The 13,820-nt window shown below is 40.0% G+C and carries 10 protein-coding genes; 1 reads left to right on the top strand and 9 read right to left on the bottom strand.

From position 1 onward, the window contains the following. Window positions 1-59: 59 nt before the first annotated feature. Window positions 60-1,442: a tryptophanase gene (locus K364_RS0114010; protein ID WP_028308535.1), complete on the bottom strand. Its 1,383-nt coding sequence runs from the start codon at window positions 1,440-1,442 to the stop codon at window positions 60-62. 190 nt (window positions 1,443-1,632) lie between these two features. Here K364_RS0114010 and K364_RS0114000 point away from each other — a divergent pair, with 190 nt between their 5' ends. Next, a complete protein-coding gene (locus K364_RS0114000; protein WP_051534073.1) occupies window positions 1,633-3,069 on the top strand; it encodes a sigma-54 interaction domain-containing protein in 1,437 nt (478 codons plus the stop codon). Between the two features lie 37 nt (window positions 3,070-3,106). Here the strand turns inward: K364_RS0114000 and hutU are convergent, their stop codons facing one another. From hutU to K364_RS0113960, 8 genes are all read right to left on the bottom strand, one after another. Next, on the bottom strand, window positions 3,107-5,131 hold the full coding sequence (hutU, locus tag K364_RS0113995) for a urocanate hydratase (protein ID WP_028308533.1): 2,025 nt from the start codon (window positions 5,129-5,131) through the stop codon (window positions 3,107-3,109). 58 nt (window positions 5,132-5,189) lie between these two features. Beyond that, complete coding sequence (locus K364_RS0113990) at window positions 5,190-5,813, bottom strand: cyclodeaminase/cyclohydrolase family protein (RefSeq protein ID WP_028308532.1); 624 nt, start codon at window positions 5,811-5,813, stop codon at window positions 5,190-5,192. A 123-nt stretch (window positions 5,814-5,936) separates the two neighbouring features. Further along, complete coding sequence (gene ftcD / locus K364_RS0113985; RefSeq protein ID WP_028308531.1) at window positions 5,937-6,827, bottom strand: glutamate formimidoyltransferase; 891 nt, start codon at window positions 6,825-6,827, stop codon at window positions 5,937-5,939. Between the two features lie 2 nt (window positions 6,828-6,829). Beyond that, window positions 6,830-8,101 (bottom strand): imidazolonepropionase, encoded by a 1,272-nt coding sequence (gene hutI / locus K364_RS0113980; RefSeq protein ID WP_028308530.1) that lies wholly within the window; start codon window positions 8,099-8,101, stop codon window positions 6,830-6,832. Window positions 8,102-8,282: 181 nt separating this feature from the next. Then, window positions 8,283-9,281, bottom strand: coding sequence for a 4Fe-4S binding protein (locus K364_RS25750; protein ID WP_051534072.1), 999 nt, complete (start codon window positions 9,279-9,281; stop codon window positions 8,283-8,285). Between the two features lie 40 nt (window positions 9,282-9,321). After that, window positions 9,322-10,770, bottom strand: coding sequence for a trimethylamine methyltransferase family protein (locus K364_RS0113970; RefSeq protein WP_028308529.1), 1,449 nt, complete (start codon window positions 10,768-10,770; stop codon window positions 9,322-9,324). A gap of 17 nt (window positions 10,771-10,787) precedes the next feature. After that, complete coding sequence (hutH, locus tag K364_RS0113965; protein WP_028308528.1) at window positions 10,788-12,296, bottom strand: histidine ammonia-lyase; 1,509 nt, start codon at window positions 12,294-12,296, stop codon at window positions 10,788-10,790. A gap of 35 nt (window positions 12,297-12,331) precedes the next feature. After that, window positions 12,332-13,756, bottom strand: a complete 1,425-nt coding sequence (locus K364_RS0113960; RefSeq protein WP_035269318.1) for a trimethylamine methyltransferase family protein — start codon at window positions 13,754-13,756, stop codon at window positions 12,332-12,334. Window positions 13,757-13,820: the final 64 nt, after the last annotated feature.

Here is a 13,820-nt window from a genome sequence, read left to right as displayed (position 1 = left end):
AAAAAATAACACCAAAGCCAATATGGTTTTGGTGCTAGTTTTATAATTTCTTAAATTTTTCAAAGGGGCTTAAACTGGGCTGTAAAATGCCTCAAAACTTCTGCCTGGTATACAAGCTTCAGTCCCTTAATGTCTGGTTTCTTATCAGCAATATTTGCAAATGCATTTGCAACCACATCCATATGTCTATCTGTATAGACCCGCCTGGGTACAGCCATTCTTAAAAGCTCCATCTCAGGATATACCTCTTCTCCTGTATCAGGATCCAAGTATCCAAAAGCACAGGCTCCAATTTCAACACTTCTGATTCCTGCCTCCAGGTATAACTGACACACCAGGGCTTGTGCAGGGAAAAACTTTTGTGGCAGATGGTTAAGAAATCGTTTAACATCTACATATACTCCATGACCCCCTGGGGGCTCAATAATTGGAATTCCAATGGCCAAAAGCTTATCAGCAAGGTATTTTACCTGACCTATCCTATCCTCCAAGTATTCTTCAGAAAGGACTTCCTTGAGTCCTCTCGCCATGGCCTCTAAATCTCTGCCTGCCAGTCCTCCATAGGTAGCATAACCTTCAAAGGGTATTTGAATTTCCACGGCCCTTTTATAATAATCTGGATTATCCTTAAATGCCAGAAAGCCTCCAATATTTACAAGGGCATCTTTTTTTGCACTCATTGAACATCCATGGGCATAGGAGAACATCTCTTTTACAATGTTTTTTATGCTCACATCCTTGTAATTTGGGTCTCTATCCTTGATGAAAAAAGCATTCTCTGCAAATCTTGCAACATCTAAAAATAGAGGTACTCCATATTTGTCAGTAAGCTGTCGAGCTTCTCTAAGGTTATTCATGGAAACAGGCTGACCACCATTGTTGTTGCAGGTAACGGTTATTAGCACAAAGGGTATTTTCTCCTTATGCATTTCAAGCTCTTCCTCAAGCTTGTTCAGGTCAATGTCTCCCTTAAAAGGTGCTTTACAGGTACTGTCATATCCTTCTTTTTTCAAGAGGTTTACAGGTAGGGCCTTTCTAAGGCGGATATGTCCATCTGTAGTGTCAAAATGAAGGTTGCCTGGTATTCTATCACCTTCCTTAACAAACATCTGCATCAGTATATTTTCTGCTCCTCTGCCCTGATGGGTTGGCACCACAAAGTCATATCCCATAACATCTTTAATGGTTCTTTTTAGGTTAAAGTAATTTTTCCCACCTGCATAGGACTCATCTCCACTCATAATACCAGACCATTGGTTATCACTCATGGCACTAGTACCACTATCAGTTAGCAAGTCAATATAAACATCCTCGCTAGCCAGATTAAAAACATTGTACCCTGCCTCAGCTAGTCTCGTCTCTCTGTACTCTCTGGCAGTAACCTTAATAGGCTCTACCATCTTAATTTTGTATGGCTCAGCATATAGTGACCTTTCTTTCATTTTGATTAGACCTCCTTGGCAAAGTATACTATTTCTAATGATTCTAAAAGTAAGTACTTTCTTCCTTCTAGTATTACTAATGTCAGCATAAAAATTTCAAAGATAAATTGCATGGTCTTCTCCTTATGGTATTATGATAGTATAAAAAACAGTATAAAAGTTAGTATGTTAGTTTAGGAGGAGCCTAAAAGTGGAACAATCCATGGTTAAAAAGCTTAATGAAAGGCTTTATTGTCTTGAACAGGCGTTAAATAATGTTAAAGAAGGAATACTCATTAGCGACAAGGATAATAGGATTATTTTCTACAATAAAGAAATGGCCAAGCTTGATGGTCTTAATCAAAGTGAAGTGATTGGCAAGAAAATATCTGAAGTATATAGAGTTGATCATGAACATAATGAACATATTCATGTATTTAAAACTGGGGAACCCATTGAAGAAGGCAATAGGATTTATTATACTACCCAGGGAAATGAAGTGGATATGGTATATAAGACCCTGCCCATTTTCCAAGATGATAAAATTTTAGGAGTGTACTCTTTGTGCAGAAATGTTGCAAAACTCAAGGAGCTTTTAGAAAGGACCATGCAGCTGCAAAGATCATATTCTGAAGACAATTCAAACACTAGAGCTGGGTTAAATAACATGGCCAGCTATACCTTCGATGATATTATTGGAAATAGCCAGGTAATGAACCAGCTAAAGTTTGAAGCTAAAAAAATTGCTTCAAGCACTACCCCAATATTAATAACAGGGGAAACAGGAACCGGCAAAGAGCTTTTTGCCCAGAGCATTCACAACTACAGCCAGGGAAATACAGAACCATTCCTTGCAATTAATTGTGCAGCAATACCGGAAAACCTCTTGGAAAGCCTGCTATTTGGAACGACCAAGGGTGCCTTTACAGGTGCTGCAGACATGTCAGGATTTTTTGAACAGGCCGGAGAAGGAACCTTGTTTTTAGATGAAATTAACTCCATGCCCCTATCATTGCAGGCTAAGCTTTTGAGGGTGTTGCAGGAAAGAAGAGCTAGAAGAATAGGCAGTCCAAGGGAATATAGTATCAGATGTAGAATTATCAGTTCAACAAACAGGGATCCACTCATTAGCGTAGAAAGGCAAGAAATGCGCTCAGATTTGTATTACCGCCTTTCTGGTCTTGTTCTGACCATTCCACCCCTTAGAGAGCACAAGGAGGATATAAGAGACTTAATAGACTATTTTGTAAAAAAATATTGCCTGATATATAAAAAGGGTTCCTATAAACTCAGCAAGGAATTAACTGAACTTTTAGAAGCATATAATTGGCCAGGTAATATTCGTCAATTACAGCATATCATTGAAAATCTTTTGCTTAGAGCTGATAAAAGTCCCATTGGGGTTGACACCCTGCCTACTCACTTTCAAAGGGAGCTTTTATCCTATACAAAAACCACTGGTAAACTAAAAGTAATGATAGATCTTAATCAGCAGCTTGCAGAGTATGAAAAAAACATCATTGCAGAAATCTTAAAAAAGACCAAATGGAATATTTCAAAGTCTGCAAATCAATTGGGATTAAACAGACAGAATCTCCAGTATAAAATTAAAAAATACGATTTAAAAAAGAGTGATAGGCAGCGGTAAGCCTGTCACTCTTTACATTTAGCTCAATTCTTCTGTTTTAATTCAAGCCCCCTTTTATAACTCTCTCAACTAGCTCATCAGCAGCAATGTAGGGTATTGTAACATGACCTTTGCCGTGATAGACTTTATTAAACTCCATTATTGTTTCTATGGAGTTTTCATTTCTAGCCCAATTTCTCCTGGCTACTCCGCCTATTACATCCCAGAGCATAGCAATTTCTATTATATTGTCTACCCTCTCACTGCCATCTAGCACAAGTCCAAAGCCTCCATTAATTGCTTTGCCAATACCCACGCCTCCTCCATTATGAAGTGCACATAGGCTCATACCCCTTGCAGCATTTCCGGCAAAGCACTGTATGGCCATTTCTGCCATTACATTACTTCCATCTTTAATATTAGCCGTTTCTCTAAAGGGTGAATCTGTACCACTTACATCGTGGTGGTCTCTACCCAGCATAACAGGGCCTATTTCTCCCTTGCGAATCATATCATTAAATTTCAAGGCAATTTTCTTTCGTCCCTCAGCATCCTGGTATAAAATCCTTGCCTGGGTTCCTACTACCAGCTGATTTTTTTCAGCATCTCTTATCCAGATGTAGTTGTCCCTGTCCTGGCCCCTTCGATTTGGATCAATACAGTCCATGGCTGCCTTGTCTGTTTTCATTAGATCCTCATGCTTTCCACTTAAGCAGATCCATCTAAAGGGTCCATAGCCATAATCGAAAAGCATGGGGCCCATAATGTCTTCTACATATGATGGCCAAATGAAACCATCCTTGTCATCAATTCCATTTTTAGAAATCTCTTTAACACCTGCGTCATAAACTGCCTTCATGAAAGCATTGCCATAGTCAAAGAAATATGTTCCCCTTTCAGTTAAAACCTTAACCAGTTCATAATGCCTTTTTAGAGATTTATCAACAAGCTCTGCAAATTTTGTCCTGTCAGATCCTATAAGCCTGGTTCTTTCCTCAAAGGTCACTCCCTGGGGACAATATCCGCCGTCATATACTGCATGACACGATGTCTGGTCTGATAATAAATCAACATGTATATTTTTATCTGCCACATATTCCAGGAGATCTACTATGTTTCCGTGGTAAGCAATGGAAATTGGTTCTTTCTTCTTCAAGTATTCATCTGCTGTGGTAAAGATTTCATCAAGATTATCTGATACCTTGCTTATCCAGCCTTGATTGTAGCGTGTCATTATTCGTGAATGGTCCACTTCTGCTATTATGCCAACTCCCTTGGCTATTTCCACCGCTTTAGGCTGTGCTCCACTCATACCGCCAAGGCCTGAGGATACAAACAAATGCCCTCTTAAATCCTTGTCTTCTGGTATGCCAAGCTTGTTTCTGCCGGCGTTTAAAAGAGTATTAAAGGTTCCATGGACAATTCCCTGGGGGCCAATATACATCCAGCCACCTGCCGTCATCTGCCCATAATTGGCCACACCCATCTGTTCAGCAATTTCCCAATCATTTGGGTTATCAAACATACCTATCATCAAAGCATTAGTTATAATTACCCTGGGGGCATTTGGCTTTGATGGAAATAATCCCATGGGATGACCTGATTGCACTACTAGGGTTTGGTTTTCTGTCATTACTTCCAGGTATTTTTTAATCAATCTATACTGCAGCCAATTCTGGCATACCCGTCCCGTTTCTCCATAGGTAACCAGCTCATAGGGATATAGTGCTACGTCAAAGTCAAGATTATTATCTATCATTACCTGAAAGGCTCTTCCTTCAATACAATTGCCCTTGTACTCATCTATGGGCTTTCCATAGAGTCTGCCCTCAGGTCTAAAGCGGTAAGCATAAATCCTGCCCCTTGTCTTTAATTCTTCAAGGAATTCAGGTGCCAATTTCTCATGAAGCTCCTCTGGTACGTATCTAAGGGCATTTTTTAAGGCTACTTTTGTTTGTTCCGGTGTAAGCTTGTAACCCCTGTTTGGTGCCCTTCTGATGCCTTCCTGGAATTGGGGCATCTCTGGCAGTTCGGCTTCAAGTTTAATTGTCATTGCCTGTGCTATATCTATATTGCTAATCATTTGAACTATCCCCCTTTTTTAAATACCCTGCAGAATAATTACAAGATACTATCCCAATTTAAAGCCGGCTTTTTACCTTGGCTATAATCTGTTTTGTTAGATTTTCTGCTTCATCTTCAATATTTTTGATTTCCTCAGCAAGCCTGGCCTTGTATTGTTCATCCTTTATACTTCCTAGGTTAATTTGCACGTTAAATATAGCTCCCTTAAGGCCAGCATGAGCCATGAGACAGCCTACTCCGCCATCACTGAGACAATTGGGGTTACCCCTGGTAATTACCACATCACTAAATATTATTATTTCCAAACAGCATTTGGCCACCTCTAGGGGAAGCTCTGCTGCTTTTTTCATTGCCCCTTGTATTGCTTCTGATCTTTTTGCCTTGGCTTCTTCTGTGTCCTTTGGCATTTTATATGCTTCCATTACTAAATTAAATGTCCGGGTATCTTCATCAACATATTGGGTTAGCTGCTCCTGAAGCTCATAACCCTTCTTTCTGATTTCCTTTAATTCTTCTTCATGCTCTTGAAACTTTTCTTTTCCCACTGTTAGGTTTATAACCATGTTAACCAGGGCTGCTGATAGAGCCCCAGCAAATGCCGCTACACTTCCTCCACCAGGTGCCGGGGATTCTGAGCTTACTGCATTAATAAATTCTCGGCCTGTTAGTTCTACTAGCATTTTATATGAACCTCCTATACCTTGCTTTATAAATTATAACCCTTTAAAAGGCTATGATTAAGAAAATATTCTATGAGCAAACCGTTAATTAACTTTTATGCAGCATGACTGTCTCTAGTTATTTTATAGTTTAGTCTCTAATATCTGATCCATTTTAAAGTTTTCCAGCCTCAGGTAGTGATCAGCAACATCTATTAAAGCCTCCATGGGTGTCAAGCCGACTATTTCACTTCCAATAACGTTTACTCCATAACGTTCTGCTTCATTTTTTACTATCTCAAATACCCTAAACAGAGAGACTTCCTTGAAGTTACACATGTTTATTGTCACTTGAGCCATGTCCCTTTCTTCAATCTTTATACCCAGGGCCTTTACTGCAGGAAAACCTCCTTTGCTGCCCCTGATTACGTTAGCTATCTTTTTTGCTATTTCTACATTGTTGGTGCCAAGGTTGATGTTGTAGGCAATAAGGGGCGGTCTTGCACCAATTGCCGTTATACCTGCTGTTGGGTGAAGCTTTGCCTCTCCAAAGTCCGGCATTCTTTCTGGTTCTGCCACGGCGGTTTTTAATCCTTCATACTGACCTTTTCTAAGGGTTGATAGGTTTTGTCTTTCAGGAGCACATGCTGCCTTTTCATATAGGTATACTGGAATCTGAAGCTTTTCCCAGACCTCCTGTCCTAGCTCCCTGGCCAGCTCTACACATTCTTCCATTGTTATTTCCCTTATTGGAATAAAGGGGACCACGTCTGTGGCACCCATTCTTGGATGCTCACCCTTATGCTCATCCATGTTGATTAGCTCTTTTGCCTTTTCAATTGCCTTAAAAGCAGCCTGCTTTGCTGGCTGCGGCTCTCCTAAAAAAGTTACTACTGATCGATTATGACTTGCATCAGATGAGTAGTCTACCAGCTTAACTCCTTCAACACTTGTTATAGCCCCTAATATTTGGTCTATTACTTCCTGTCTTCTTCCTTCACTAAAGTTTGGTACACATTGTACTATTTTGGCCATTATCAAAATCCTCCTATTACAAGTTTACCTTTTTTGATTACCTTCTCTACTAGATTTGTTCCAAATCGATAACATAAGTATTGATGATTTGGAGCATCAAAGATAACTATATCAGCCTGCTTGCCCTCCTCTATGCTTCCAACTAAATGAGCCCTGTCAATGGCATGGGCAGCGTTTATTGTTATTGCATTTATTACTTCTGCAGGAACAAGCCTTAGATATAAACATCCTATTGTCATTATAATATCCATGGAGTTTGTAGGGCAGCTTCCTGGATTAAAGTCAGTAGCCAATGCTATGGCTGCTCCCTTTTCTATCATTTTCCTGGCTGGGGCATAGTGGTCTTCTCTTAAGTTAAATGTGGTTCCAGGTAATAATACTCCAATTACTCCCGCTTCTGCCAACTTCTCTATTCCTTCATCTGTTACCACCAACAGGTGATCTGCAGAAGTAGCTCTAAGCTCTGCAGCAAGCTCTGTACCACCTAATGGATAGATTTCATCAGAGTGAATTTTCAATTTAAATCCTAGTTCTTTTGCCTTTTCAAGGACTTTTCTTGACTGGTGCACATCAAAAACACCTTTTTCACAAAATACATCACAAAATTCTGCCAGTCCTTTTTCTTTAACTGCAGGCATCATTTCATTTACAACTATATCAACAAACCTATCCTCATTTCCACCTTTAAACTCTGTAGGTATTGCATGGGCTCCCAGGAAGGTTGGAACCAGGTCTACTGGGTGCTCCTCGTTTAATTCCTTTATAACCTCTAATTGTTTAATTTCATCTTCTGTTGTCAGTCCGTAGCCGCTTTTGGCTTCAGCTGTTGTTGTTCCCTGGGCAAGCATTTGATTTAAGTATTTAACACTTGCTTCCTTTAGTTCTTCTTTTGAAGCACTTCTTGTTGCCCTAACTGTACTTAATATTCCCCCACCCTGGGCAAGTATGTCTAAATATGGTACTCCCTTTAGCTTTAATTCAAGTTCATTTTCTCTGGATCCTCCAAAGGCTAGATGGGTGTGGGAGTCAACAAGTCCTGGAAGCACGGTTTTTCCTGCAGCATCTATAATTTGGGTTTTATCTGTAATTTCCACTTTAGATTTAACCTCTTCTTCTGTTCCAACGGCAGCTATCATATTACCCACTACTGCTGTCCAGCCATTTTCAATTATATATAGATTTTTCAGTTCTTCACCTATTTTAGGCTTATTTGAGCCTCCAGAGCAGGTTACCAATTCCCTGGCATTTTTAATAATTAGATCTGCTGTTTGCACGTTGTCACCTCCAAAAGTAAGTGATTTGTATAAAGCTTTAATAAATATTAAATAAGGCAAAAGATACCCAAAAGCTGGATATCTTATGCTCTTACTAATTTAGACAGTTTAAAACCTACAAGTACTTCAAAAATCTGCACTTTTTCTTAATTCCCGGCCAAATTGACTATAAGAATTTATATTATTTAAAAGTTATCATCTTAATTGCATTTTCGGGGCAGGTGTTGGCACACAAGCCACAACCTTGACAAATGGTGCTATCAAAGCTGATTTTATTTTTTAGTTTTCCCTTGACTTCTACCTGCTCATCAAGCTGACTAAAGGCTCCAAAGGGACATCTTTTTATGCATAGACCACAGCTTATGCACTTGTCACTTTCATAATCTGCAACATTTCTTCTTAATGGATAGTAGGATTCACTTCCCATTATCTTTGCAGCTCTATATGGATAGCACCACCTGGGACCACAATTACATATAAATCCAGGCCCAGCATTTTTGAAATTCAAATTAATACAGTGCATATAACCCTTTTTATCTGCCTGCCTGACTACCTCCTTGCACTCTTCCCTGGTTAAAACCTTACCCAGACTTCTTTCTAAATAACCGTCAGCATAGGTGTCAAAGTGAATGCAGCGGAAAACTTCTTCCCTGGCAGCCCTATATTCTGAAAGCTGATTGCAGTCACAGGGCAGTGCCACAATTCTATCTGCACTGTCTATCACCTCATAAGCCTGCTCCAATAAAAATGGTGTATGGCTGTACAAAAAATGTGCAGCTTCTATATCCAGTTCATTATCTCCTAGTTTTTGAAAGTTTTCTTTGTGTTTTTCTATAAAAGCATTAATATACCATTCATCAATACTTTTTCTTGCTTCCAATGGAATAACCTCATAATGATCGAATACTGCAGTATATTTTAACCTGGTATATAAATCCGTACTGATGTAAGTTCCCTGCTTGCCATTAACTTTATTAAGAATCCCTCTTTTATAGGCAGTATCTATTAGTTTTTCCACCTGCTCTTTGGTAAGCTCCAGCTTATCTATGGCATCTGTTATGGTGAATTCCTTTCCTTCCATTGCTACTACTAGTCTTTTTTCTTCAGCTTTTACCATATTGTCAATATAATCCTGGCAAACTTCTGGAACCTTGAATATTTCGTTAAATTTATTAAGCATTAGGACACTCCTTTTAAAATGAATAAGTATTGTTGCCAAATTACTTTTCAATACCTGCTATAATCTTATCCATTTCATTTAAGATGGATGCATCAATAAAATTTGGATTATCAGCCTCTAGAACCCGTTTTACTTCTTCCTTGTGGGCATCCAGATAGGATTTCTTGCCCCTTTGCTCCCAGTCCTCCCAGATATATCTGTTGAAGAATCTAGGCTGCCATATTTCTTGCCTAAAATGATCAAAGGTATGCTGATGATTTAAATAATTATTTCCTATACCTACCTCATCAATTACATCAACTGCCAATGTTTCTTCATCTATTCTAGTGCCCCTGCCCATATGTCGAACACCAGCTATATAGTCATCACACATTACAAGGAATGGCAAATACCCAGTTTTACCGCCTTCTAAATATCCCACATCATGAACCAGATTAGCACCTGCTAGTTGACATGTTAACAAGCCAATTCCTGCTTCAAAGCCTGCCTGTGCATCTGGAACAGGAGCATTTACACATCCTGCTTCAGTAAAGTTTGGTATTTTGTAATATTGTGACAGCTGTGTCATAATTGCATAGTTCATCTGGGCATCTGGAGAGCCGTATAATGTGGCCGTAGTTCTCATATCCATGGGAGTAGCCCCGCCACCAATGATTATTGGTGCCCCTTTAACATGGAGTTGGGAAATGACAACCCCTGCCAGGGCCTCGGCATTCATAAGGGCTATTGTTCCTGCCTTGGTAACAGGCATGGTGGCTCCTGCTACTACGCCTGGAGTATATACTACTGGTATGCCATATTCATGACACTTAAACATCTTGCCAATACCAACCTCCGTGTGAATCAAGGGGGATATTGGCTCTGAATACAGGACCATTAGGGGACTGTTTCTTAAATTATCATAACCACCTACAGCCACAGCAGCCATATCAATAATTGCCTGTGTATGTTCTGTACTATGGGCAGTAAAAACTATTGGTTTTATTGTATTGGCTGCCATTACCTTAAATTGATGGAGGTCATTAGTCATTTTAGGTGCATCATTTGCAATGCAGTAGCTCATTACAAAATCATAATTTTCAAGGAAGTCCATTAATTTTATTGCATTTTCCACATCCTGCTGTGCTGCATATCTTCTCTTATCTGTATCCATATCAATTATATAGGGCATGTCAGAACCGGTACCAAAATAACAATTATTTTTTTCTAAATGTACTTTTCTCTGTCCCTTTCTATTTCCCAGAGTAATTTTACTAGGAGCTGTTCTGATACACTCTTCTACCAACCAATGGGGAATTCTAGCTATATTGTCCTTAACTAAACAACCAGCTTCTTTTAAAAGCTTCAAAGCCAAAGGATGATCCACCCTTGTGCCTGTTCTTTGAAGGATTTCTAAAGATGCTGAATGGATTCTTTCTAATTGTGATTCAGTGACCCAGCTCATGAATGGAGTCGTTTGTTCAGAATAATTGGAACGCATAAATACCATGTTACTTTCCTCCCTTTTTAGTAGTCTTCTAGTACCTTGACTATTTTTCCTTCTTTTATTAGCTTAACAGCTTCATTAATATCATAATAAAGCTCCCTGTCATTTTCCAGCCTGGGGACTCTTTCTCGCAGCATTTCATAGGCAGCAGATGTCCTTGGAGCAGGCTTTCCTTTCCTAAAATCTATACCCTGGCAGGCACACAAAATTTCTATTGCTAGAACGTTCTGGGCATTTTCCAATATGGATCGCGCCTTTCTGGCTGCAATGGTTCCCATACTAACATGATCCTCCTGTGATGCTGAGGTGGGTATTGAGTCAACGCTAGCCGGATGGGCTAAAACCTTATTCTCACTTACTAGAGAAGCAGCAGTATACTGGGCAATCATAAAACCACAGTTTATACCTCCCCGTTCTGTAAGGAAAGCAGGAAGGCCTCCGCTTAGGGCAGGGTTGGTTAATCTTTCTGTGCGTCTTTCTGATATATTTGCAAGCTCTGCTACAGCAATACCCAAGAAGTCCATTGCAAGAGCAAGAGGCTGTCCATGAAAGTTCCCACCTGATAGCACTTCTCCCTCCTCTGGAAAAACTAATGGATTGTCTGTAACTGAATTTATCTCTGTTTCGATGACAGCCTTGACATAGTTTATGGCATCCTTGGATGCCCCATGGACCTGGGGCATGCATCTAAGTGTATATGCATCTTGTACCTTGCAGTGATCCGCTTGTTTAAGAATTTCACTGCCTTCTAACAGCTTTCTTAGATTACTGGCAGTTTCTATCTGGCCTGAATGTGGTCTAATTTCATGAATTCTTGGGTCAAAAGCTGCCACTATAGCCTCTAATGCCTCTGCACTTAATGCACCTGCTATATCAGCTATTTTGGATAGGTTTAGAGCATCATATACAGCGAGGGCACCAATAGCTGCCATTGCCTGGGTACCATTACATAGGGATAAGCCTTCTTTGGCTTTTAATCTTACTGGCTCTATCCCTGCTTTTTCCATGGCAGCCCCACCTGGCATTAGTTGGCCTTCATAATATGCCTCGCCTTTTCCTAATAAAACAAGAACCATGTGAGACAGGGGGGCTAGATCTCCACTTGCCCCTACTGACCCCTTTTCAGGAACAACAGGATGCACTTTTTTATTAAGCATTTCCAAAAGTCTTTCTACTACAACAGGTCTTATTCCTGAATTACCCCTTACCAGGGAGTTTGCCCTTAGCAGCATCATTGCCCTGACCACCTCTTCTGGCAGGGGAGCACCCACACCTGCAGTATTACAAAGAATTAGATTCTCTTGTAATTGATCTAATTGACCATTGCTTATGGATACATTAGCAAACTTTCCAAAACCAGTTGTTATGCCATATATCACTTCATCATTTGCAACCATTTTCTCTACAAGCTGCCGTGATTTTTCCATACGTTCATAAGCCTCAGGTGCAATTGCTGCCTCTTCATAATGTCTTGCCACCTGAACAACTTTTTCTATGGTAAGATTTAGTCCATTTATATGATACGCCATATGTTCATACCTCCCTTCTCCAATTACTGATTGGACTACAGCTTACTTTCCGCATCTGCTAAAATCTTTGCAATTTCCTTTTCTTGCAGTTCATTAACAGGCTCTGGCTGATGATTTTCAAGTATCTCTTTAACCCTCTTGTTGGCTCTATCAAATAAGGTCAGCTTGCCGCTTCTTTCCCATCCTTCATAGCCTTGAAGATCACATAGATCTGTGGACCAGCCTCTTCTAAAATTATCTACCGTGTGCTGGGTTCCCATGAAGTTTCCACCTGGACCTACCATCTTTATGGTATCAACTCCCAGGGCCTCTCTGCTTGTATCAACGCCTTTAATCATGTGTTTCACCCTATTGATTGTATCATCACTAATGACAATCATTTCAAGGGCACCAGTCAGACCGAATTCCAAGTAGAATACGTCATGCATTAGGTTACACCCCTGGAGGGCCCCCATAAGGGTAAACATTGTAGCCTCCATAACGGCCTGCTCATCTACTGTCTTGGAACTGCTGCAGCCAGCATATCCCCAGGATGGCAAATTAAAATATCTTGCTATATCACACAGCATTCCCTGAGCAGCCATGGATTCAGCAGACGTATAAACCGACTGTAGGGTTCTCATATCAAGAGGAGTAATCCCATAACCATACACAAATGGTGCACCTGGATTTTTTAGTTGGTGAATGACCATTCCACTTAATGCTTCTGTATGTGCCTGCAACACACTTCCTCCAACAGTCATTGGCACTGTACCTCCACTTAAGCCTCCACAGGCAAAGTTGGTTGGTACACTTGTTTCTGCTGCTAAAAGGACCTTGGCAACAGATTCATATGGCAGCTGCAGAGGTGAAGTAGGCTCACAGTATACCATGAAAAGTGGTTTTCTTTTCAAAACTTCCCTTCCACCTACAACTGCAGCAGCCATTGCCGTTATATCTGCCAGGGCTTTATCATCTTCAGCAATGACAACCTGGGGCTTGGTACTATTTAACAGCATAAGAGCATATTGCTCTCTGTTTATCATTTTCTTGTGTACATCTACAATATTTCCCATGGACATGACAAAATCAATGTGAGGTAAGAAATCACACACCTTTACGGCATTTTCCACATCTTTTTTCTGCCACTTTCTTCTTTCTCCTGTGTAGGGATCTAAATAGTTAATTGTATCTGAGCCAGTACCATAGCTTATTTCCCAGTCCTGCAGGAATATTCTAGGGGTTCCCTTTCTGTCATATAAGGTGATCCTTGTTGGCACTGTAGCAATAGCCTTTTCAACTAAACCTGTAGGAATATAAACTCTATTGCTGTTTTCTACAATACAACCTGCTTCCTTTAGGAGTTTTAGTGCCTCATCATGATGGACAACGACTCCAGTATCCTCTAATATCTCCAATGCTGAATTATGGATTTGCTTTATTTGTTCCTCTGATATTGTTGTTACTTTACTCTTAATCATGATTTTCCCCCTTATAATCGAGACAATAATTGTGGTTTGGAATGTTCCGAGATTTGCCTATTTA

The organism is Desulfitibacter alkalitolerans DSM 16504, assembly GCF_000620305.1.
In the GTDB taxonomy this organism is placed as follows: Bacteria; Bacillota; DSM-16504; order Desulfitibacterales; family Desulfitibacteraceae; genus Desulfitibacter; species Desulfitibacter alkalitolerans.
This window is presented reverse-complemented; position numbering and strand designations above follow the sequence as displayed.